A 23,325-nucleotide genomic window follows, 5' to 3' on the forward strand; every position below is an offset into this window, starting at 1 on the left:
CGGTATGGGATGGATCAGTAAGATCGTGCGCGTCGGCCGCGTTGTCGAGCGGGCTCGTAGTATGCCGGCTTCGGCAATGGAACCGCCTGCGGGAGTTGAAGGTTCGCTGCAGGTTCGTCATGTCGATGCCGGCTCGTGCAACGGCTGTGAGGTCGAGATATCCGGCGCGTTCGGGCCGGTATATGACGCGGAACGGTTCGGGGCGCGGCTGGTCGCCTCCCCCCGGCATGCCGATGCGTTGTTGGTGACCGGGGTGGTGACCCGCAATATGGTTGAGCCGCTGCGTAATACGCTCGCGGCGACACCTCAGCCGCGCGTGGTGATCGCCTGTGGTGACTGCGCCCTCAACCGCGGCGTGTTCACGGATGCATATGGTGTGGTCGGCGCGGTCGGTGAGATCGTGCCTGTCGATGTCGAGGTCGCCGGTTGCCCGCCGACGCCTGCGCAGATCGTGGACGCTCTGCGCTCGGTAACGGGGAAATGACGGCCACACTCACGGCCGCTCCGATAGAGGCGCCGAACACGTTGCGCCGCAATGTCATCGCTTCGCGTCTCGCCGGCCTTACCTCGTCGGGCCTCGGAATCGGCGGTGCGGTGTGCGGGATCGCGGCGGTATTCGGCGTGCGGCAAACGGTGCATGTCGGATGGCTGCTTCCGTTGTCCGGGTTGCAGCTGGACCTCGATCCGGTCGGCGGGTTCTTCATGGCGTTGATCGGCGGGGTCGCGGTTCCGGTCGGCTTCTATTCGATCGGCTATGCACGGCGTGAGCATCTGGGCCGGGTTTCGTTGGCGATGTTGCCGTTGTTCGTCGCGGCGATGATGTTGGTGCCCGCCGCCGGCTCGGTCACGACGTTTCTGTTGGCGTGGGAGTTGATGGCGACTGCGTCGCTGGTACTGGTGCTGGCGCAGCACACTCGGCCCGAGGTTCGTTCGGCGGGCTTGTTTTATGCGGTGATGACCCAGCTCGGGTTCGTCGCGATCCTGATCGGGTTGATGGTGTTGTCGGCTGCCGGCGGCGCCGACCGCTTTGCGGACTTGACGCGGGTGAGCGATGGTGCCCGGACCGTGGTGTTCGTGCTGACGATGGCCGGCTTCGGGTCCAAGGCGGGTCTGGTGCCGTTGCATGCCTGGCTGCCGCGGGCGCACCCGGAGGCGCCGAGTCCGGTATCGGCGTTGATGAGCGCGGCGATGGTCAACCTGGGCGTCTACGGCATCGTCCGGTTCGATCTGCAGCTGCTCGGCCCGGGTCCGCGCTGGTGGGCCATCACGCTGCTGGTCGTGGGAGGCGTGTCCGCGGTGTACGGGGTGCTGCAGGCGTCGGTGGCGACGGATCTCAAACGGCTGCTTGCGTATTCGACCACCGAGAACATGGGGCTGATTACTCTCGCGCTGGGGGCGGCGACGCTGTTGGCGGATTCGGGCGCCCATTCGGCGGCGACGATCGCGATGGCTGCGGCACTGCTGCACCTGATCGGGCACGCGGCGTTCAAGAGCCTGGGGTTCCTCGCGGCGGGATCGGTGCTGGCCGCGACCGGGCTGCGGGATCTGGACTTGCTCGGGGGGTTGGCGCGGCGGATGCCGGCGACGACGGCGCTGTTCGGGGTGGCCGCGCTCGGCGCGTCCGGGTTGCCGCTGGGTGCGGGGTTTGTCAGCGAGTGGCTGCTGGTGCAGTCGTTGATTCATGCCGCGCCGCAGCACAACACGGTCGTGGCGTTGGCGGCGCCGCTGGCGGTCGGGGCGGTCGCGCTCACCACAGGACTCGGTGTGGCGGCGATGGTGAAAGCATTCGGTATCGGGTTTCTGGCCCGCCCGCGCTCGCAGCCGGCTGCCGACGCGCGTGAAGTACCTGCGGTCATGGTGGCGGGAATGGCGCTCGCGGCGACCGGTTGCGTCGTGGTGGCGGTGGCGCCTCTGGTCGTCGGGTCCATGTTGGGGCGGGTACTCACCGAGCTGCCCGCTTCCCGCGCAGTGGCGTTCACTGATTTCGGCGCGGTTCTGCGGCTGCCGGGCCTGCACGGCTCGATCGCGCCGGGCGCGATCGCCGCGGCTCTGGCTGCCGCCGTGCTGGCCGCGGTCGGCCTGGCGTGTTGGCGGTCGCGGCGGCGCTCGGATCCAGTGACGCTGCCGCTGTGGGCCTGTGGCGCCGACGAACTCACCCCACGGATGCAGTACACCGCCACGTCGTTCGCCGAACCGCTGCAACGCGTGTTCGATGACGTGCTGCGCCCGGACACCGACATCGAGATCACCCACCTCACCGAGTCGCGCTACCTGGCCGAGGCTGTCACCTACCGGACCCGGATCGCCGACGCGATCGAGGAACGGCTCTACGCCCCGGTTATCGGGGCGGTGGCCGCGGCCGCTCAGCTGGTCCGGCGCGCCCACACCGGCAGCGTGCACCTCTATCTCGCCTACGGCATGCTTGGCGTGCTGATCGTGCTGGTGGTGGCCCGGTGAATGTGATGTCCTACGTGGCGGGCGCCGCGCAGATCCTCGCGGTGATGGCCGGCGCGCCCCTGGTGATCGGCGCGATGCGTCAAGTGCGGGCACGGCTGGAGGGCCGCGGCGGCGGTGGTGTGCTGCAACCCTGGCGCGATCTGCGCAAGCAGCTCGGCAAACAGCAGATCAGCCCGCAGGGCACCACGGTCGTATTCGCTGCCGCGCCGGCGATCGTCGCCGGGACGACGTTGCTCATCGTCGCGATTGCACCCATCGTGGCGACGGGGTCCCCGCTGGATGCTGCCGCCGACCTGTTCGCCGTCGTCGGCCTGTTGTTTCTGGGCACCGTCGCGTTGACGCTCGCCGGCATCGACACCGGCACCTCGTTCGGCGGCATGGGTGCCAGCCGCGAGATCACCATCGCCGCATTGGTTGAGCCGACGATCCTGCTCGCCGTGTTCGCCTTGTCGATTCCCGCCGGCTCGGCGAATCTGGGTGCGCTGGTGACCAACACCATCGATCATCCCGGGCAGGTGGTGTCGCTGACCGGTTTGCTGGCGTTCGTCGCGCTGGTGATCGTGATCGTCGCCGAGACCGGCCGGCTACCCGTCGACAACCCGGCCACGCACCTGGAGTTGACGATGGTGCACGAGGCGATGGTCCTCGAATATGCCGGTCCGCGCCTGGCGCTGGTCGAATGGGCATCGGGGATGCGGCTCACCGTGCTGTTGGCGTTGCTGGCCAATCTGTTCCTGCCCTGGGGGATCGCCGGCGGGCATCCGAGCGCCGTTGACGTCGCGATCGGGCTTGCGGCGATCACCGCCAAGGTGACCGTGCTGGCGGTGGCGCTGGCCGGCGCCGAGGTGTTCATCGCCAAGCTGCGGCTGTTCCGGGTGCCCGAGCTGCTCGCCGGGTCGTTTCTGCTTGCCCTGCTCGCGGTGACGGCCGCGAACTTCTTCACCGCGCGGGCCTAAAGGGGGACAGCAATGAGTGACGCGGACTTTGCGATCCTGATCGATTTCGCCGCGGGCGGTTTGGTGCTGGCGGCGGTGCTGATCGTGTGGCGGCGCGACCTTCGGGCCATCGTTGGGCTTCTCGCCTGGCAAGGTGTTGCGCTTGCCGCGATCCCGCTGGTTCGCGGTGTGCACGAAGCCGACGCCGCGTTGATTGTCGTAGGCGGCGCGGTACTCGTGCTGCGCGCCGTGGTGTTGCCGCGGCTGCTGGCCCGTGCTGTGGGCGCCGAGCAACGCGACCAGCGCGACGCGACACCGCTGGTCAACACGGCCACCTCGCTGCTGATCGCCGCGGCGCTGACCGTTGTCGCGTTCGCGGTGAGCCAGCCGATAGCGAACCTGGAACCCAGCGCCACCACGAACGCGGTCCCGGCCGCGTTCGGGGTGGTTCTCATCGCCCTGTTCGTCATGACGACCCGCCGGCACGCCGTGTCGCAGGCGGCCGGATTTCTGATGCTGGACAACGGGATCGCCGCGACCGCGTTTCTGCTGACCGCCGGTGTACCGCTGATCGTCGAACTCGGTGCGTCGCTGGACGTGCTGTTCGCGGTGATCGTCATCGGAGTGCTCACCGGGCGGCTGCGACGCGCCTTCGGTGGCGCCGATCTCGACCAACTACAGGAGCTGCGCGACTGATGACAGCACTGCTACTAGCCGCCATCCTCGCGCCGCTGGCCGCGGCGGGCGCCGCGGCGGCACTCGGGTGGCGCCGCCTCACCAGCACTGTGACCGTGCTCTCGGCGGCCACGGTGCTCGGCTGCGGTGCGGCGCTCTCCTTCACCGTCGGGTCACAGCAGTACTTCGTGCTGGGGGGCCTGCTGCGGGTCGATGCCCTCTGCGTCACCATGCTCATCGTCATCGGGATTGTCGGCACGCTGGCCACCTGGGCCAGCATCGGCTACATCGACGCCGAATGCGCCGACGGCCACACCGACGCCGGCGGAGCCAGGCTGTACGGGGCCCTGACACCAGCGTTCCTCGCCGCGATGGTCGTGGCGGTGTGCGCCAACAACATCGGCGTGATCTGGGTGGCCATCGAGGCCACCACGGTCATCACCGCGTTCCTGGTCGGTCACCGACGCACCCGCACCGCGCTCGAAGCGACCTGGAAATACGTCATCATCTGCTCGGTCGGCATCGCGATCGCCTTCCTGGGCACCGTGCTGCTGTACTTCGCCGCGCGCCACGCCGGCGCGTCGGCGGCGCTCGCACTGAATCTCGACGTTCTTGGCGCACACGCACACACCCTCGATCCGGCGGTCAGCAGGCTCGCCGGCGGTCTGCTGCTCATCGGCTACGGCGCCAAGGCCGGGCTGGCTCCCTTTCACACCTGGCTGGCCGATGCGCACAGCCAGGCGCCGGCCCCGGTGTCGGCGCTGATGAGCGGGGTGTTGCTGTCGGTGGCGATGTCGGTTTTGATCCGCATCACTCCGATCGTCGGCGCAGCCGCCGGTCCCACATTTCTGCGCGCCGGGCTGCTCACGGTCGGGTTGGTCACGCTGTTTGTCGCTGCGCTCATGCTGACGGTGACCGGCGATGTGAAGCGGATGCTGGCCTACTCCTCGATGGAAAATATGGGTTTGATCGCCATCGCCGCGGCGGCCGGGACCACGCTGGCGATCGCCGCGCTGTTGCTGCACGTCCTGGCACACGGCGTCGGCAAGACGGTGCTGTTTTTGGCCGGCGGACAACTTCAGGCCGCGCACGGCTCCACCGCCATCGCCGACATCACCGGCGTCGTGCAACGCTCACACCTGATCGGCGGGTCGTTCGCCGTCGGGCTGATCGTCCTGCTGGGCTTGCCACCGTTCGCGATGTTCGCCAGCGAGCTGGCCCTGGCCCACGCACTGGCCGATGCCCGGTTGGCTTGGGTCCTTGGCGCCGCGATGCTGCTGATCGCCATCGCCTTCGCCGCGCTGGTGCGCAACGCGAGCCGCATGCTGCTCGGCCCTGCGGCCGCCGCGGCGCCCCCCATCACCGCGCCCACCACCGTCACCGCGGCCCTGCTCGTCGGCGTCGCCGCCTCGATCGTCCTCGGTGTCACCGCGGGCCCGTTGACCGACCTGTTCAGCACCGCCGCAGGCCAGCTCGGGGCGCTGCGATGACGCCGGAATGGTCGCGGCAGCCGGTGTCGTCCGACGAACTGCGAGACAGGGCCGAAGAACTCACGACCAACGGTTTCCGGCTGGCACTGGTCGCAGCGCACGACGATGCGGACCGGTTGCGGGTCGTCTATCTATTCCTCGCCGGGCGCCCTGACCGCCGCGTCGAGCTCGAATGCGTTCTGCCCGTTGATGATCCGTCGCTACCGTCGCTTGCATATTTGTCGTTTCCGGCTGGCCGCTTCGAACGCGAAATGCTCGACCTGTACGGCATCAGCCCGATCGGGCATCCCCGGCCGCGCCGCCTGGTGCGCCACGCGCACTGGCCCGAAGCCTGGTATCCGATGCGGGCCGACGCGGGCCCGGCACCCGAATTCACGGCGACCGGTCACTTCCCGTTCGTCACCGTCGACGGCACCGGGGTGTATGAGATCCCGGTCGGCCCGGTGCATGCCGGGCTGATCGAACCCGGCCACTTCCGGTTCTCCGTCGTCGGTGAAACCGTGTTGCGCCTCAAGGCCCGGTTGTGGTTCGTGCACCGCGGCCTCGAACAACTCTTCCACGGCCGCATCGCAAGCGGCGCGGTCGATCTCGCCGAACGGGTCAGCGGCGACACTTCCGCCGCACACGCTCTCGCGCACAGTCTCGCCGTCGAAGACGCCCTTGGGATAGTGGTCCCCAACAATGTGCACCGGCTGCGGGCCCTGCTGATCGAACTCGAACGGCTCTACAACCATGCCGCCGATCTGGGCGCCCTTGCCAATGACGTCGGATTCGCCCTGGCCAACGCACACGCCCTGCGGATCCGCGAAGAACTACTCCGCATCAACGCCGCCGTCACCGGGCACCGGCTGCTACGCGGGGCCATCCGACCGGGCGGCGTCACGCTGCATGCGCTTCCCGACGCGAGGCAGTTGCGGTCCATCGCGGCCGACCTTGCCGAGGTCGCCGAGCTGACGCTGGGAAACAGTGTCATCTACGACCGCTTCGCCGGCACCGCCATCCTGCCCGCCGACGACGCCTGCGCCATGGGCTGCCTGGGATACGTCGCCCGCGCTAGCGGCATCCGCACCGACGCCCGAGTCGAGCATCCCAGCGTCGCGCTGCCCGTCACCGAGATCACCCAGTCGGCCGGCGACGTCCTGGCCCGCTACACGGTCCGGCGCGACGAATTCGCCGCCTCCACCACGTTGGCCACCTACCTGGCCGAATCCCACACCGGCACCCTCGACTACCACACACCGACTCCCGTGGTGGGCGGCCCGCGCAGCGGTGTCGGCATCGTCGAAGGCTGGCGCGGCACCATCGTGCACCGCGTCGAGATCGCCGCCGATTGCCGCATCACCCGCGCCAAGATCGTCGACCCGTCCTGGTTCAACTGGCCGGCGCTTCCAGTCGCCATGGCCGACACGATCGTCCCCGACTTCCCGCTGACCAACAAGAGTTTCAACCTGTCCTACGCCGGCAACGATCTGTGAACACCGACGCCATTCCATCTGCCGTAGTAATTTGCTAAAATTCGCAAATAACTAACACAGTGTCGATTGTCAGTCGGGAGGGGAGGCCATCTTGGCGGACTCGCGCCAGCCGCTGTACCGGATGAAGGCGGAGTTCTTCAAAACGCTGGGTCATCCGGCCCGCATCCGGGTCCTCGAGCTGCTCAGTAGCCGCGAATACGCGGTCTCCGAGATGCTGCCCGAAGTCGGTGTCGAGCCGGCCAACCTGTCTCAGCAGCTGTCCATTCTGCGTCGCGCCGGCCTGGTGACTGCCCGCCGAGAGGGCTTGTCAGTGCGCTATGCGCTGACCTCACCGCAAGTCGCCGAGCTGCTGGTGGTCGCCAGGACCATCCTCACCGGAGTCGTCGCCGGCCAGGCCGAAACCCTCGAAGAAATCCCCGAATCCCTGCTGGCCGAGCCAACAGGCTGAACTAGCGACAGGTGGGGTACCCCGCCTGCTCCCCACTACTTGCAGATTTTCTAACGTGCACATCTTACAGAGTCGGTTGTGCGAGAACGGAACGCCAGTGAAAACAAACAACCCCACTGAAAGGGCTGGCGGCGCGGGGGTCGAGACCGGCCCGGATGTCACCGGCATCGACGTGGGCGTCATCGGCGTGGCCCCGCCCCGGACACGAAGCCATGCGCCACGCCCCTGCGCCCGAGATACGGACCGGCTCGCGTGGACGGCGATGGAAGACTACGCAGCTCTGGTTCGCGACCGCACACCGATCCGCGCCGGGTGCCTGCCCTTGGCTCGCGCAGGCGCCGACACCGTGGCGGCACGCATTGCGGGTTTGCCGTCGCACGTGTCGGCCGTGTTCGTCGTGGGGACGGGGCCATCGGAATCGGCGAGCGTGCAGCTACGGGTGGCCAGCCTCAAGGGCCCGCTGGTCATCACTGAACTCGATGTGATCACCGCAGCCCTCGGGGGCGCGGCGATCATGACCCTGCGTCGTCGCGTTGTCGCGCCGCGACGCGGCCGAATCGTGGTGACCGGTGCCGAGGCCCTGCCGCGGCTCGGGCCGCTGCTGCGCGCCGCCGGCGGCGGCACCTTCACCAGCTGGAACGAGAGTGACGCGCAGGCCTATCCACTCTGCGGCCTCATGGCGCACCACGACATCCTGATCGACCTGGCCGGAATTGCGCCCGACAACTGCGCACCCGGGCGCACGCTGAGGCTGCCGCGCGAACGGTTCGACTACGGCGCACTCGTACTGCCCGGCCTGCTCAGCGCCCTGTGCAGGCACCACACCGCGCGCTTGACGATCGACGTACTCGCCGCGTGCGCCCGGGCGCTGGCACTGATCGCCCCGCCCGACCAGATCCTGCCCGCACTGACCGAACCGTTACTGGTACCCGCGGTGGCCAGGGAAGTGGCCCGGACGCTGGCCGAGCATCCCCACCACTGCCGTCCCGACACCGCTAGCACCCATCCCGTAACCAAGCCCCCAACATCGACGTCCGGAGGACAACCATCATGACCATCGCCACCATCACCGGCCTGGACACCGCACCGATCACCGCTACCGCCATCATCGACTGGGTCCAGACGGTGGCCGACCTGACCACCCCTGATGAGGTGGTGTGGTGCGACGGCTCGGACGACGAATGGCGCAGGCTGACCACACTTCTCGTCGACAAAGGCACCTTCGTCGCGCTCACGAAAAAGCCCAACTCCTTCTGGTGCACGTCAGACCCCGAGGACGTTGCCCGCGTGGAGGACCGCACCTTCATCTGCTCGCAGCAGCCCTCTGACGCCGGGCCCACGAACAACTGGATGGACCCCGTCGACATGAAAACCGTGATGACCGAGGAGTATCGCGGCGCGATGGCCGGTCGCACCATGTACGTCATCGCGTTCTGCATGGGACCGCTGGATGCCGCCGAACCCAAATTCGGAGTCCAGATCACCGACTCCGAATACGTCGCGGTGTCCATGCAGATCATGACCCGCTCCGGAACACCCGTCTGGAAGAAACTCGATAGCGACGCCGACGTGGTCCGATGCCTCCACTCGGTCGGCGCACCCCTGCACCCGGGGCAGGCCGACGTGCCGTGGCCATGCGACCACACCAAGTACATCTCTCATTTCCCCGAAGAACGCACGATCTGGAGCTATGGCTCCGGCTATGGCGGCAATGCCCTGCTAGGCAAGAAGTGCTACTCGCTGCGCATCGCCTCGAAGATGGCCCGCGACGAGGGCTGGCTCGCCGAGCACATGCTGATCCTCAAACTCACTTCCCCCGAGCAGCAGGTGCACTACATCGCCGCCGCCTTCCCCTCCTCATGTGGCAAGACGAACCTGGCCATGCTGTCCCCGACACTTCAGGGGTGGAAAGCTGAGACCGTCGGCGACGACATCGCCTGGATGCGATTCGGCGACGACGGTCGCCTGTACGCCGTCAATCCCGAGGCCGGATTCTTCGGCGTGGCCCCCGGCACCGGCGCACACACCAATCCGCACGCGATGGCCACCATCAGACGAGGCAACTCGATATTCACCAACGTCGCGCTCACCGACGACGGCGACGTGTGGTGGGAAGGCATGACCCCCGACACCCCCGCGCACCTCATCGACTGGAAGCGCCGCGACTGGACCCCCGACTGCGACGCACCCGCCGCGCACCCTAATTCCCGCTACTGCACGCCTATCGCCCAATGCCCCACCGCCGCCCCCGAATGGAACGACCCTGCGGGCGTGCCGATCTCGGCGATCTTCTTCGGCGGCCGCCGCGCCGGCGCCATCCCGCTGGTCAGCCAGGCGTTCGACTGGCAGCACGGGGTGTTTTTGGCCTCGACCCTGTCCTCGGAAACCACCGCCGCCGCCACCGGCACGGTCGGGGTGGTGCGCCGCGACCCAATGGCCATGCTGCCCTTCATCGGCTATCACGTCGGCGACTATTTTCAGCACTGGCTCGACATCGGCGCGAACACCAACCCGGACCTATTGCCGAAGATCTTCTACGTCAACTGGTTTCGGCGCGGCGATGACGGCACGTTCCTATGGCCGGGCTTCGGCGACAACTCCCGCGTCCTCAAATGGGCGCTGCAACGCATCGAAGGCAGCGTCGACGCCATCAGAACGCCAATCGGTGACGTACCCGCCCTCGAGGACCTCGACCTCGACGGCATGGACCGCTCCGCATACGACGACGCGAAAATCCTTGCCGCGCTTGAGGTCAACCCGACCGAGTGGGAAACCGAGATCGAATGGATCGATACGTGGTACGCCAGCATCGGTGGCAACAAACTTCCCGACGTCTTGCGCCAAGAACTAGGCAACCTCAGACAGCGCCTCGCCGCCACACGACACGACGCCGGCAACCACACTCGATAAGGAGAGACGCCGTGAGCGCCATCAGCGACCTCCAGCGCGAGCTTTCCGACCTCGAGGTCGCGGGCATACGAAAGACACCGGGAGAACACAGGTAATGAGCGCAAAGCCGCCTACCATCATCTACACCCTGACCGATGAGGCGCCGTTGCTTGCGACGTACGCCTTGCTGCCGGTAGTACAAACCTTCGCCGCGGCGGCCGGCATCAACGTCAAGACCAGTGACATCTCGTTGGCGGCACGCATTCTCGCCGAGTTCCCCGACCACTTGACCGAAGACCAGCGCGTGCCCAACAACCTGGCCGAGCTGGCCGAGCTGACGCAGCTGCCGGATACCAACATCATCAAACTGCCTAACGTCAGCGCCTCAGTGCCGCAGCTGTTGGCCGCTATCAAAGAACTGCAAGCCAAGGGGTTTGACCTGCCGAACTACCCCGGAGATCCGAAGACTGACGAGGAGAAAGAGATCACACAGCGCTACGCCAGATGTCTGGGCAGCGCGGTGAACCCGGTTCTGCGCGAAGGCAACTCCGACCGTCGCGCACCCAAACCGGTCAAGCAGTACGCGCGCAAGCACCCGCACAGCATGGGCGAGTGGTCGATGGCCTCGCGGACCCATGTGGCGACCATGAAGCACGGCGACTTCTACCACGGCGAAAAGTCGATGACGTTGGACCGTGCGCGCGACGTGAAGATGGAGCTGAAGACCAAGGGCGGCAAGACGATCGTGCTCAAGCCGAAGGTGTCGCTGCGGGACGGCGACGTCATCGACAGCATGTTCATGAGCAAGAAGGCGTTGTGCGAGTTCTACGAGGCGCAGATGCAGGACGCCTACGAAACTGGTGTGATGTTCTCGCTGCACGTCAAGGCGACGATGATGAAGGTCAGCCACCCCATTGTCTTCGGACATGCGGTGAAGATCTTCTACAAGGACGCCTTCGCCAAGCACCAGGAGTTGTTCGACGAACTGGGCGTCAACGTCAACAACGGACTGGTCGATCTCTACAGCAAGATCGAGACGTTGCCCGCGTCACTGCATGACGAGATTGTCCGCGATCTGCACGCCTGCCACGAGCACCGGCCCGAGCTGGCGATGGTCGATTCGGCCAAGGGCATCACCAACTTTCACTCACCCAGCGACGTGATCGTGGACGCGTCGATGCCGGCGATGATCCGGCTGGGCGGCAAAATGTACGGCGCCGACGGACGGACCAAGGACACCAAGGCGGTAAGCCCCGAGTCCACCTTCTCGCGCATCTATCAAGAGATCATCAACTTCTGCAAGACGCACGGACAATTCGACCCGACCACGATGGGCACCGTGCCCAACGTCGGCCTGATGGCACAGCAGGCCGAGGAATACGGCTCGCACGACAAGACGTTCGAAATCCCCGAGGACGGCGTGGCAAACATCGTCGACGTCGATACCGGGGAGGTGTTGCTGACGCAAGACGTCGAAACCGGCGACATCTGGCGCATGCCCATTGTGCGGGACGACCCGATCCGCGACTGGGTCAAGCTGGCCGTCGACCGGGCGCGTAATTCGGGCATGCCGGTGGTGTTCTGGCTGGACCAGGAACGTCCGCACGAAAACGAACTGCGCAAAAAGGTAAACACCTACCTCGCCGACCAGGACACCGAGGGCCTCGACATTCAGACCATGTCGCAGGAACGCGCCATGCGGCACACCATCGAACGCGCCATGCGCGGGCAAGACACCATCGCCGCCACCGGAAACATCCTGCGTGACTACCTCACTGACCTGTTCCCGATCCTAGAGCTGGGCACCAGCGCCAAGATGCTGTCCATCGTGCCGCTGATGGCCGGCGGCGGCATGTATGAGACCGGAGCGGGCGGTTCGGCGCCCAAGCATGTCCACCAACTCGTCGAAGAGAACCACCTGCGGTGGGATTCACTCGGCGAATACCTGGCGCTGGGAGCGTGTTTCGAAGACACCGGCATCAAGACCGGTAATAAGCGAGCCACGATTCTAGCCAAATCACTGGATGCTGCGACGGGAAAACTGCTGGACAACAACAAGAGCCCGTCACGCAAGACCGGTGAACTCGACAACCGCGGCAGCCAGTTCTACCTGGCGCTGTACTGGGCCCAGGAACTCGCCGCGCAGCACGACGACGAAGAGTTGCGCAAGCACTTCGCCGCGCTGGCCGACGAGCTGCGCAACCACGAGGATACGATCATCGCCGAACTCGCCAAGGCACAAGGCGAATCCGTCGACATCGGCGGCTATTACCGACCAGACGACGAGAAGCTCACGGCGGTGATGCGACCGAGCAAGACACTCAATGACGCGCTGGTAACGCACAGGGCTGACGCCGGCCGAGCGAAGCTCGTCCAGTGAGCGGCACTTCGGAGGGAGTCCAGTCTCCGGTGAGCGCCCCCCGATCGTCACGCGGCTTCGCCCGAAAACTCGCCCATCCCGTTGCACGCGAAACTAACCGACATGTAGTCGGGCACCGAATTGGCTCCCGCGCACACGGTGACGGGTCGGTCTCTGAAGATCTCGTGATTACCCTAAGTTACGAAGAGAACGTAATGTTCACTCTGGCAGTGCTTTTGCGTTCGTCTCTGGCTTGCGAAGCGACGTCGGTGGCGACCACCGCGATGTTAGCGCCGGATAGCCGGCTGCTGGTTGCGGCGGCGTAGTGATTCCCACACAGAGTTGTCCGGGGAGCGACGTGGACGAAATTCTGACCAGGTCTGCGATCTTTCGGGGAGTCGAACCCGGCGCCGAATCTTTACTGACCGAGCAGTTGCAGCACGTCCACTTTCCGCGCGGGTACACAGTCTTCGCCGAACACGAGCCCGCCGACCGGCTCTACATCATCGTTTCAGGCAAGGTTAAGGTCGGCCGCCGCTCGGCGGACGGTCGGGAGAGTCTGTTGACGGTCGCGGGCCCGTCGGACATGGTCGGTGAGCTGTCGATCTTCAACCCCGGCCCGCGCACGACCAGGGCGACCACGATCAGCGAGGTCCGCGCGGTATCGATGGACCGCGGCGCGCTGCGCGCCTGGATGACTGATCGTCCCGAAATCGCCGAACAGCTGCTGCGCGTACTGGCCCGCCGGCTTCAGCGCAACAACAACGATCTGGCCGACCTGTTCTTCACCGACGTTCCCGGCCGGGTTGCCAAGCAGCTGCTGCAACTCGCGCAGCAGTTCGGCAGCCAGGAAGGCGGCGCGCTGCGTGTCACCCACGGCCTAACCCAAGACGAGATCGCCCAGCTGGTCGGGTCGTCGCGGCAGAGCGTGGGCAGGGCGCTGGCCGACTTCGCGCAACGCGGCTGGATCCGGTTGGCGTACAAGAGCGTACTCATCGTGGACTCCGAACACCTCGCACGCCTGGCGAGTTAGTGATCCCGCCACCTGCACTCCCGGTCGGTGGAGCTCGACGATAGGGCGTGTGCGGCGGGCCCGTTGCAGCACATGGGCTTTGCGGCGTGTAATCACTGCGTCATCCTGACCACCGTCGATGAGTCCGATCAGCGGAGAACACCACTAACGGCTGAATTCCCAGACGGGCGCCAACGCCTGCCTCGCCAGACTTCTCCCGGCAAATCGCCTAGCATTGCGAAGGTTCCCAAAAGTGTTCCAGTTAGGCATGAAACGGCCGCGGTGACATCTTCGAGGGCCGTTTGCCTAGACGCGAGGGACAGCATTCGAACGTGCGACCTCTGAGCTAGCCGTCGCGATCGCGCCCGTTACGCTCAGACTAACTACTGCAAGTCAGCGACGGTCCCTTCCAACAGGTCTCGCCTCGTCCCGCTGATTCGCATAAGTTTCACGGCCGCACAAACTGTCGTCGATGACACACCTGAATAGCCCAGGTCTTCACTCGACGCGACCCGCTTCGATAATCACAAATACTTGGCCGAAGCGCGACGTACAACGTAGCGGCGGCGTCGCTGCCACGCTGCCATTGCCCGCGAATGTATGGGCGGCGCGGTCGGCGTACTCGCGGTCGTAGCCGAAACCGGTGCGGACTCGAGGGGTCTGCCGACGATGTCATCCACCCCGGGGCTGGCGACGACCCAGCCTCGAACCACATCGGAACCCGCCTGATGCGCCCCGTCGACGGTCGTGCGCTTGGGAGCGGTGTCGGGCATGTTCGAATGGTACAGACAGCGATCACGCCGGCGACAGGCTTCCGGCGGGCAACAGCTAGGCGGCTGCCGCGCTCTCCTACTCTTCTATTTGCGGTAGGCGCTTAGTTATTCGAACCAACGGCCGCCCCATCGCGGCAACCTAGCTTCATCACGTTCCCAAATCGGCACAATCACGTTCTCAGCCCTAAGAGCTCACCGCCGGTGACCAGGCATCGGCGAGTTTTCTTCAGGTCCCCGAGGGCGGAGGACGTCTTGTGAATACCTGACTGAAACCTGGCCGTCCGGGCTGCGGATGGATTTCGACGGTGTTCTCGACGTCCTGGTGCCGTTTCCGGCGGTTCAGCTGATCGTCGGGTATGGCGGATGTGAGTTTAGCGGGCAGAGCGCGACCCGCACGATACGTGGCCGTCGACGCCTTGTGAACGTCGTCGTTAGAGGCGACCGCTACCTGTCGTCGGGCAGGATTCGGAATGCCTGAGCGCCGGTCAGGGGAGCGACAGCGCGAAAATCCCGACGGTCGAGTGTGAGCACCGTGTCGGTTTCGTACTGTTCGGCCACCACGACAGAGACAGCGTCGGTGAGGTCGAGACGCAAAGCGTCGTAACGGTTTTGGATTCTTCGCGCGGTGCGCAGTGTGGGCGCCGAAACGGCGGGGATGGCAATGCGGCCGATCTGCTCCTGGGCGAGCAGCCAATCGTTGATCGCGAGCGCTTCCCGCCGACCGACATTTCGGGTGGTGATGTGCTCGATCTCGAGGAAAACCAACGGGGAGATGACGGTCAGGGCGGCCTCGGTCAGAGCCGTTCGCGCCGCCATGTGTTCCGGGTCAGCGGAGTTGAACGCGGCCACCAGCCCGGAGGTGTCGCCCACGATGATCACCCCGCGCTGTCTCCGGCAGCATCGGCGACCACTTGGTGGATCTCGTCAGCGGACACCGGATGTCCATAATCGAGCGCAGGAATGTCCCAATCCTCGGGCCAGCGACGAGCCCTCAGCGCGGCGAGGTGAAAGGCGTCGCGAAAGTATTCCGATTCGGGCCGTCCTTCACGTGCGGCGGCCTCCTTGATCACCGCGAGATCGTTCTCGTCGACCATTACTGTCGTCTTCTTGAGCGCCATAAGGTTATGGTACCAGTGCCATAACATTCAGACGGCTGCGAGAGTTGCGGCCAGCAACGTCATTCGGTCAGGGTGCGCGCAGCAGCGCGGCGAGCTCAACCGGGAAGTTGTCGGCCAATTTCCACACATCGGGTATCAATCGCGGGCAGGCGAGAATGCCCACGTTGAGCGTGCCGTCAAGCGACATGACGGTGATGTTGAGCCCGCAGCTGTGAAATATCGGACCCAGCGGATACATGGCTTTGAGTTGTGCGCCAAGGAAATACAGCGGCGCTTGTGGGCCGGGCACGTTCGAGATGATCAGGTTGTACACCGGAAAGTTGGCGAGTCCGGTCTTGGGGTAAAGGCGCGACGCGGCGTTGAACAGAGGCTGGTTGGCCAAGTGTGTCCAGTCCTGCAGCAGGGTCGGGCCGATCGCCGCGCTGTGGTCTTTGGCGATTGCGGTGGCGTGGGTGATGCCCCGCAACCGTTCGACGGGATCTTCGATTTGGGTCAGCAGACGGCAAAACATTCCGGACACCTGGTTGCGCCCCGACCGGTTGGATCGGCCGTGCACCGACACCGGCACCATCGCGACCAGCGAACGCTTCGGCAGCTCGCCATGCTCGGCCAGCAGCCGCCGCAGAGCACCGGCGCACAGTGCCATGACGACGTCGTTGACCTTGACACCAAAGCGGTTCTTCACCGCCTTGACGTCGGCGAGCTTCAACTGTGTGAAGGCGACGGCCCGCTCGCTGGTAATGGCAGCGTTGAATCGGCATTTCGGTGCCGCGAACGGTGCAGCCATGGTCTGTCCTGCGCGGGCGCGACGCAGCGTTGTCACAACTGATGTGGCGGTCGTCGACAGGACGCCGGCAAGGCGCAGCGGCCGGGTGGCGACGTTCAGCAGCCCGTCGGCCGCGATCTCGAGCCGGCTCGGCCGGCCCAGGCCGTCCACCGGGTCGGGTGGCGGAGCCTCAGGCTCGCTGCTGCACAGCCGGGCGAACAGGTTGGCGGCCAGAATCCCGTCCACCGCGGCGTGGTGGGCCTTGGTCACCGCCGCCAACTGGCCGTCGGTATCGTCCTCGATCACCCACATTTCCCACAGCGGTCTGCGGCGGTCCAGGGGCTCGCCGGCGATGCGACCGCAGATTTCGGCCAGTTCGTGTCGCCCGGCTTGCGCGGGCAAGCGGATGCGTTTCAGATGCCGCTCGATGTCGAAGTCGGTGTCGTCTGCCCACACCGGGTGATCCAGATTGAACCGGCTGTCTGCCAGCTTGGCCCGTAGCTCCGGCAGCGCCTTGATCCACTGCTCCAACCCGTCGCGGAGCCGATCGAAGGTGTAACCGCCGGGGGTCGTGGACGTGTCCAGCTCCACGACCGAACACACATTCAGCGGCTGGGTGTGTGTTTCGGTGTACAAGAAACTGGCGTCGAGACCGCTCAGCCTCTCCATGCAGAAGCATGGTAGGAGCGTCGCCGCCGCACCACTACCCCTCGACGCCGAAATTTCTGTGAATTATCGGATTCGGTTGCAGCTCAGCGCAGCTCCGCGATCACCTTGGCGAAGCCCTCGGCGTGATTCTCCTGCACAGTGAACGATGTCAGCCCGTAGGTGTCACGGTATCCGCGCAACCTGTCGGCCATGTCGCGGGGCGAGCCGCTCAACACCGCGGGCAACTCCAACAGCTCCGCATCGGACAGCGTCGGCGCATACCTTCGGGTCAGCGACAGGTCCGGTATCCCGGCGTTGTCGGCCGGCACCGCTGTGATTGCCAGGTTCAATTCGAGATCGTCGAACCGGTCGCCGGCAGCCGCGCGGACGAAGTCGATCCGCTCGGCCAGCGGGTCGCCCACCGCTCTCGGGTTCGCACCCGTCAGGCCGATGATGTCGGCGTGCCGGGCGGCCACCGTCAGCAGCCGGTCGCCGTTGCCGGCGATCAGAATCGGGATGCTGGGCAGGTGCTCCTTGAGGTAGGTGGTCACGTGCTCGAGGCAGTCGACGCGACGCCCGGCGCTCGGATAGGGCAGCTCCGCGGCCTCGAATTCTTCGCGCACGTAGCCGGCGCCGAGCCCGATCTCCAGGCGCCCGTCGCTGAGCAGATCGACCTCGGCGGCGTCGCGCGCCAACAGCGCCGGCTTGTAGAAGCACGCGTTGAGCACATAGGTGCCCAGCCGGACCGTTGTGGTGGCCTGCGCGATCGCGGCCAGCACTGGAAACGGCGCCGGCGCACCCAGATGGTCGGGCAGATGCAGGACGTCGAATCCGTAATCCTCCAGCCGCCGTGCCTTGTCGAGCAGCGCGGCGCGGGACTTGACCGCGTGGATGCCGATGGAAAAGCGAAAACCCTTGCTAATCAGTAACTCCGATCTGTTCCCAGGATCGGGCCGCCGCGGCCAACCCTTGCACCAGGGCGGAGGTTACCGGTGAGAGTCCGTCGTCGCCGGGCAGGGGGCTGCGCGGGCTGATTCCGCGGACCCGCGGCGGCAGTTCCAGTTGCGTACCGCCGTCGCGTGTCCGGTTGACCGGGTTGTGCGGGTGCAGCCCACGCAACTCGGACGGGATCTTGTCGAGGTCGGTGACCACCTGGTAGCCCGGCAGGTCGACGTGCTTGGCGACGTGGGCGGCCAGCGCGCGGTTGCGGCCCCCGGCCAAAAGGTGGGTCCCGCGTCCGACCCGCCCATAGCCGTGCAGCGAGATCGTGACGTCGACGTGGTCGAGGAACTCCGCGAGCCGGGCCGATTCGGCGGGGTCGAAACGGGCCGACGACAGGTGGTGCGCGTAGTGGTCGGGATGGCGCACCAGATACACCGACGCGTCGGCGGCGTCGGCGGCGCGTTCGGCGATCACGTCGGTCATCTGTTCCAGGCCGCCGCCGTGAATGGCGAGAAAACCGAATCGCGAGCGCAGCCGGCTGACTTCGGTCACGCCGCCGCCCGACAGCAGTTCTGAAAGTGATTGCGGTGCAGGCGTTCCCGGTGCAGACGCCGGCCGAGACCAATGGGCCGGGTCCCATCGGCGCAAAAAGTCGATCCAGCGGCGCGGCAGCCGGTGATGGATTGCGCCGTCGATGATGCGCTCGAGGTAGCCCGGTCGCGGCACACCGGGATCGACTCGGTGGTCGATGTACACCCACGCGTGCGACGGCCCGTCGTCGGTATGCACCGTCAGCCGGTCGCGCCGGTAGCGCCGCGGCACACCTTCCGCGCTGTCCAGCGCCGCCAAGTCGTGATCGGAGAGTCGCCAGACGACCCCGTGTACCCGGGTTCCGGCAAACGGCTCGACGGTGGCCACGCCGCGCTGGTTGATCAGCCAGTCGTGATTACCCAGCACGGCCGGACGCGGATCTACGGCGTCGGGACAGCGCTGCGCCATCTGCTGCACGCACAGGTTGGACCCGTACGCGAAGTAGGTATGACGACGGGCCGGCACTAGCCCTTCACGGTGAGGTAGATCAGCACCACGTTCAGCAGACTAATCAAAACCCCGACCAGCCAGCCAACAGCGGTGGTGAGGCGGTGGTTGACGTCGGCGCCCATCAGCGTGCGGTCGCTGGTCAACGCGACCAGCGGCAGCACCGCGAGCGGGATCCCGAACGACAGCACCACCTGCGACAACACCAGCGTGCGGGTCGGGTCGAGACCGACGGCCAGAATCAGCAGGGCGGGGGCCAGTGTGACGAGCCGGCGCACCACCATCGGCACCGACCGGTACAGCAAACCAGCCATGATCATCGCGCCGGCATACGCGCCCACCGACGATGACGCCAGTCCGGACGCCAGCAACCCGATCGCGAAGAACACCGCGATCGTCGGGTTCACGGTGTCGCGCACCGCCACGTAGGCGCCGTCGATGGTTCCGGTTCCGCCGCGGCCCTGCATGTTGAGCGCTGCGACCAGCAGCATTGCGCCGTTGACCGCTCCGGCGACGATCATCGCCAGCCCGACGTCCAGGCGGGTGACCCGCAACAGCCGACGCCGCCACGGCCCAGGCGCCGGATGCCCGTGCCGGTCGCGAGCCAGGCCGGAGTGCAGATACACGGCGTGGGGCATCACGGTGGCGCCCAACATCGCAGCGGCCAGCAGCACGCTTTCGGTGCCGCGGAACCGCGGCAGCAGTCCGCCGAGCACTTCGTCGGGCGGCGGGGTCGCGACGAAGAAGCTGGCCGTGAATCCGATCGCGATGACCAGCAGCAGGCCGGTGATGACCCGCTCGAACAACTGCTGACCGCGTCGATCCTGGATGCCCAGCAACAGCAACGACACCACGCCGGTGATCACCCCGCCCAGCAGTAGCGGCAGATGAAACAGGATGCGCAGCGCGACGGCTCCGCCGATCACTTCGGCGACGTCGGTCGCCATCGCGACGATCTCGGCCTGGACCCAGTAGGCCAGCCGGGCCGGACGCGTCATGCGAATTCCGACGGCCTCGGGCAGCGTGCGCCCGCTGACCAGTGCGAGCTTGGCCGACAGGTACTGCACCAGCCCGGCCATCACATTGGCGGCGACGATCACCCACAGCAGCAAGAACCCGAATTGCGCGCCGGCGCTGACATTCGCGGCGACGTTGCCGGGGTCGACGTAGGCGATCGCTGCGACGAACGCCGGCCCGAGCAGATACCAGCCGGTCCTGACCTGGGTGCTCTGCGCCACCTAACTCACTTTCGCTGGGCGAAATCAGAAAGTTAGGTTAGCCGAAACATTCAGCCGGCGGTGTAGAGACCCCGGCCGGTCACCAGCGGCAGATCCAGAGTCGTCCGGATCCCGGGCGGCGCCGCGACGACGGCAGGGATCGCGTTGACGACGCGCATCGCGGTAGCGACCAGGCCGGCGTGGTTGTGGTCGCCGTTGGGGCTGGAGAGGCAGAGGTCGACGGCATACGAGGGTTCGCCGGTGATCTCGACGCGGTAGGACCCGCCGGGCTGTGCCGGCTGGGGCCAATCCGGCCGCAGGTCCTCGCGCAACCGGGTGACGTGTTCGAGGACCACCGCCGGTCGGCCATCGACCATCCCGAGCACCTCGAAGCGCAGTGCGGCCGCACTGCCCTGCGGGATGTGTCCGGAGGCGATCTCGAAATCCGCTGGCGCCGGCTCGCGTTCGTAGCGCTCGGTGACCTCGTCGAGTTCGATGCCCAGACCGGCGGCGAGTTGGCGCACCACCGATCCCCAGGCCAGGCTGAGCACGCCGGGCTGCAGCAGCATGGGGATCTCGTCGATCGGTTTGCCGAAGCCCATCACGTCGAACATGACTGTCGCGCTGTCGTAGGTGGCGTAGTCGACGATCTCCATGCAGCGGACCTGCTGGATGCTCTGGCAGGTGCCGGCCAGGGCCAGCGGCAGCAGGTCGTTGGCAAACCCGGGGTCGATGCCGTTGACGAACAGACTCGAATTGCCTTCCCGCGCAGCGTCTTCGAGCGGCGCGAGCATCTCCTGCGGAATCACCTGCCAGGGGTATTGCAGGAACACCGCGCTGCTGCCGACGACGTTGACTCCCGCGGCGAGGATGCGCCGGTAGTCTTCGAGCGCGTCGGGCAGCCGGTTGTCGGCCATCGCGGTGTAGACCGCACACTGCGGCCGGGTGGCCAGCACCGCATCCAGGTCGGTGGTGGCGGCGACGCCGGTCGAAACATCAAGTCCGGCAAGCTCTCCGGCGTCTTTGCCGGCTTTGGCGTCCGACGATACCCACACACCGGTGAGCTCGAATTCGGGATTGGTGATGAGCGCTCGTAGCGCGTGGGCGCCGACGTTGCCGGTGCCGATCTGGGCGACGCGAATGGCCATGGTCACAGGTCCGGGATCGGGAGGTCGAGGTTGGGAAAGGTGATGCCGCCGTCGACTTCCAGGACCTTGCCGGTCAGATAGGCGCCGGCAGGTGACGCCAAATAGACTGCGGCGGCTGCGATCTCATCTGGTTGCCCGAGTCGGCGCATGGGTGTCGCCTTCTCCATCGGCTCTCGCAGCTCGTCGTTGGAGGCGACGATGTCCAGGGCCGAGGTGGCGATCGAGCCGGGCGCAATGGCGTTGACCCGGATCTTGGGGCACAGGTCCAGGGCAGCGAGCCGCGTGTAGTGGGCGAGCGCGGCCTTGGCGGTGCCGTAGGCGGCGAAGCCGCGTCCGGCCACCCGTCCCATCGTCGAGGTGATGTTGATGATGCTGCCGCCGCCGGAGTGCTCGAGCATCAGCGGCACCGCGGCGGTGGTCAGCGCATGCGCGGTGCCGACGTTGAAGGTGAACGCGTCTTTGAGGTCTTTGGTCGAGGTGTTCAGCAGCGCGTTGGGCATCGTGCCGCCGACGTTGTTGACCACGATGTCCAGCCGCCCGAACGCCTCGACCGCTTGGCCGGCGAGCTGGGCGGTCTGTTCCGGGTGCGCCAGATCCGCGGCGACGACGTGGGCGCGGCGGCCTGCGGCGCGGACCTGTTCGGCGACGGCCTCTAGTTGGGATTGGGTCCGGGAAGCGATGACGACGTCGGCGCCGACGTCAGCGAAGGCCAGTGCGATGGCCGCGCCAAGACCGCGTCCGGCCCCGGTAATCACGGCAACTTGGTTGTCGAGCCGGAATTTGTCGAGTATCACGGGCGACACGCTAACAAGCCGTGGGCGGCGGTGGAACCCCTTTTCTGAAACACGTTCTAGTTAGCGGGCTGTGACGGCGATGTGCTCCTCGGAGCGTCATCAAATGATGACGACCTGCGGGGGGAGTGTGGTGTGCTTCGAGCCCACCTTGGCCCGGAACTACTTGGCCGCCGGCTTCATACCTCGCCGCACCGAGTCCGGCCATCGGAGCGCCCCGGGGTTATCTGTGGGCGGGTCTGCCTGCGGCGCGACACTGCGGATTCGTACGCGATACGCCGCGGCGGCGTACCAAATCGCAGAGTCGCGCTAGAGACTCGTGAGGATTTCCGCGGATGCAGGACGTGCTGCAAGGGTCACACACCAGCCATTGCGCGGCCTCGAAGGATGCGTTCGATCCGGTCCAACAGCGCACTCGGGCTCTCGTTGGTTGCGTCTTTCCAAGCCACGAGCGCGTCGAGAAGGTTATTCGGCTGAACGCTCAACTGTATGGCTTCCGGCCCCGGCGGCGGACCGACGAGCACAGTCTTCGTCGAACCTGTGCCCGAATCAATGGGGCGGTAAGTAATGGCCACCTGTAGCGACTGGAACGCCCCGATCGGAACCATCTTGGGCTCAATTGAATCGACACACTCACGCCGGATTTCGGTCATCTCGGATCCCCGCCCGCCCAGTTGCATTGTCAATACCGACGGAGTTATGCGCAGAAGGTATCGGCGTCGCATGCGCAAAACGAAGAACACACACAGTGGCGTTATTCCCAAGAGAAGAATACCGACGAACCGAAGCCACGCGGGATTGCCGGGAGCGTATCCCATCGCCACAAAACCAACTCCCAGCAACGGGAATAGCACACTTGTTGAGTATGCGTTTCCCTCGTACCAGGGAACGTAGCGGCACACCACTCATCCGTCGTTCGGCTGACCCCGGCCCGAAAAATCCGGCCATGCCCCAGGATGATTATGCCGGCGACCGCAGCAATGGCCAGGCATAGGTACCACGGCGACCCGATCAGCAAGTTAATGCCCGCGAGCAGGCACAGGGCACCACCAAACGTGTAGCGCAGTATCGGGCCACGACGGCCGTTCGTCCCACCACCTGCCATCAGCGACCGTCTCTCATTTCAGTTATTACGCTGGCCTGC

The 23,325-nt window shown here is 66.1% G+C and carries 19 protein-coding genes and 1 pseudogene; 11 read left to right on the top strand and 9 right to left on the bottom strand.

Translation table 11 applies throughout. From position 1 onward, the window contains the following. Window positions 1–4 precede the first annotated feature (4 nt). The 11 genes from G6N47_RS12510 to G6N47_RS12560 all read left to right on the top strand — a co-directional run bounded on the left by G6N47_RS12510 (window position 5) and on the right by G6N47_RS12560 (window position 13,761). On the top strand, window positions 5–484 hold the full coding sequence (locus G6N47_RS12510) for an NADH-quinone oxidoreductase subunit B family protein (RefSeq protein ID WP_024636868.1): 480 nt from the start codon (window positions 5–7) through the stop codon (window positions 482–484). After that, window positions 481–2,457, top strand: a complete 1,977-nt coding sequence (locus G6N47_RS12515) for a proton-conducting transporter transmembrane domain-containing protein (RefSeq protein ID WP_024636869.1) — start codon at window positions 481–483, stop codon at window positions 2,455–2,457. The genes G6N47_RS12510 and G6N47_RS12515 overlap by 4 nt, the downstream gene beginning before the upstream one ends. Before the next feature lie 5 nt (window positions 2,458–2,462). Then, window positions 2,463–3,413 carry a respiratory chain complex I subunit 1 family protein gene (locus G6N47_RS12520; protein WP_024636870.1) on the top strand — a complete coding sequence of 317 codons (951 nt, stop codon included), beginning with the start codon at window positions 2,463–2,465 and terminating at the stop codon, window positions 3,411–3,413. A gap of 12 nt (window positions 3,414–3,425) precedes the next feature. Then, a complete protein-coding gene (locus G6N47_RS12525; protein WP_011726470.1) occupies window positions 3,426–4,088 on the top strand; it encodes a hypothetical protein in 663 nt (220 codons plus the stop codon). After that, a complete protein-coding gene (locus tag G6N47_RS12530; RefSeq protein WP_011726469.1) occupies window positions 4,088–5,557 on the top strand; it encodes a proton-conducting transporter transmembrane domain-containing protein in 1,470 nt (489 codons plus the stop codon). The genes G6N47_RS12525 and G6N47_RS12530 overlap by 1 nt, the downstream gene beginning before the upstream one ends. Beyond that, window positions 5,554–7,032 (top strand): hydrogenase large subunit, encoded by a 1,479-nt coding sequence (locus G6N47_RS12535; RefSeq protein WP_011726468.1) that lies wholly within the window; start codon window positions 5,554–5,556, stop codon window positions 7,030–7,032. Before G6N47_RS12530 ends, G6N47_RS12535 begins: the two co-directional genes overlap by 4 nt. An 88-nt stretch (window positions 7,033–7,120) precedes the next feature. Beyond that, a complete protein-coding gene (locus G6N47_RS12540; protein ID WP_024636871.1) occupies window positions 7,121–7,480 on the top strand; it encodes an ArsR/SmtB family transcription factor in 360 nt (119 codons plus the stop codon). A gap of 97 nt (window positions 7,481–7,577) precedes the next feature. After that, window positions 7,578–8,534, top strand: coding sequence for a hypothetical protein (locus G6N47_RS12545; protein WP_024636872.1), 957 nt, complete (start codon window positions 7,578–7,580; stop codon window positions 8,532–8,534). Further along, on the top strand, window positions 8,531–10,390 hold the full coding sequence (locus G6N47_RS12550) for a phosphoenolpyruvate carboxykinase (GTP) (protein WP_011726465.1): 1,860 nt from the start codon (window positions 8,531–8,533) through the stop codon (window positions 10,388–10,390). The genes G6N47_RS12545 and G6N47_RS12550 overlap by 4 nt, the downstream gene beginning before the upstream one ends. 94 nt (window positions 10,391–10,484) lie before the next feature. Continuing rightward, entirely contained in the window at window positions 10,485–12,749 is a 2,265-nt protein-coding gene (locus G6N47_RS12555) for an NADP-dependent isocitrate dehydrogenase (RefSeq protein WP_083131364.1), read from the top strand. A gap of 337 nt (window positions 12,750–13,086) precedes the next feature. Beyond that, window positions 13,087–13,761, top strand: coding sequence for a Crp/Fnr family transcriptional regulator (locus G6N47_RS12560; protein ID WP_083131365.1), 675 nt, complete (start codon window positions 13,087–13,089; stop codon window positions 13,759–13,761). 1,196 nt (window positions 13,762–14,957) lie between these two features. Here the strand turns inward: G6N47_RS12560 and G6N47_RS12565 are convergent. From G6N47_RS12565 to G6N47_RS12605, 9 genes and pseudogenes are all read right to left on the bottom strand, one after another. Then, window positions 14,958–15,383, bottom strand: a complete 426-nt coding sequence (locus G6N47_RS12565) for a type II toxin-antitoxin system VapC family toxin (RefSeq protein WP_232080196.1) — start codon at window positions 15,381–15,383, stop codon at window positions 14,958–14,960. Between the two features lie 5 nt (window positions 15,384–15,388). Then, on the bottom strand, window positions 15,389–15,631 hold the full coding sequence (locus G6N47_RS12570; RefSeq protein WP_083131367.1) for a ribbon-helix-helix protein, CopG family: 243 nt from the start codon (window positions 15,629–15,631) through the stop codon (window positions 15,389–15,391). Between the two features lie 67 nt (window positions 15,632–15,698). Continuing rightward, on the bottom strand, window positions 15,699–17,066 hold the full coding sequence (locus G6N47_RS12575; RefSeq protein ID WP_083131368.1) for a WS/DGAT/MGAT family O-acyltransferase: 1,368 nt from the start codon (window positions 17,064–17,066) through the stop codon (window positions 15,699–15,701). An 83-nt stretch (window positions 17,067–17,149) separates the two neighbouring features. Beyond that, window positions 17,150–17,968 carry an LLM class F420-dependent oxidoreductase gene (locus G6N47_RS12580; RefSeq protein ID WP_083131369.1) on the bottom strand — a complete coding sequence of 273 codons (819 nt, stop codon included), beginning with the start codon at window positions 17,966–17,968 and terminating at the stop codon, window positions 17,150–17,152. Further along, window positions 17,964–19,043, bottom strand: a complete 1,080-nt coding sequence (locus G6N47_RS12585) for a poly-gamma-glutamate hydrolase family protein (protein WP_083131370.1) — start codon at window positions 19,041–19,043, stop codon at window positions 17,964–17,966. The genes G6N47_RS12580 and G6N47_RS12585 overlap by 5 nt, the downstream gene beginning before the upstream one ends. Further along, window positions 19,043–20,263 (bottom strand): Nramp family divalent metal transporter, encoded by a 1,221-nt coding sequence (locus tag G6N47_RS12590; protein WP_083131371.1) that lies wholly within the window; start codon window positions 20,261–20,263, stop codon window positions 19,043–19,045. The genes G6N47_RS12585 and G6N47_RS12590 overlap by 1 nt, the downstream gene beginning before the upstream one ends. Window positions 20,264–20,313: 50 nt before the next feature. Then, window positions 20,314–21,390 (bottom strand): NAD(P)H-dependent amine dehydrogenase family protein, encoded by a 1,077-nt coding sequence (locus G6N47_RS12595; RefSeq protein WP_083131372.1) that lies wholly within the window; start codon window positions 21,388–21,390, stop codon window positions 20,314–20,316. Between the two features lie 2 nt (window positions 21,391–21,392). Then, window positions 21,393–22,184, bottom strand: a complete 792-nt coding sequence (locus tag G6N47_RS12600; RefSeq protein WP_083131466.1) for an SDR family oxidoreductase — start codon at window positions 22,182–22,184, stop codon at window positions 21,393–21,395. 353 nt (window positions 22,185–22,537) lie between these two features. Then, window positions 22,538–23,286 (bottom strand): annotated as a pseudogene (locus G6N47_RS12605) (hypothetical protein). Window positions 23,287–23,325: the final 39 nt, after the last annotated feature.

Origin of the sequence: Mycobacterium branderi, from assembly GCF_010728725.1 — a bacterium.
GTDB lineage: Bacteria > Actinomycetota > Actinomycetes > Mycobacteriales > Mycobacteriaceae > Mycobacterium > Mycobacterium branderi.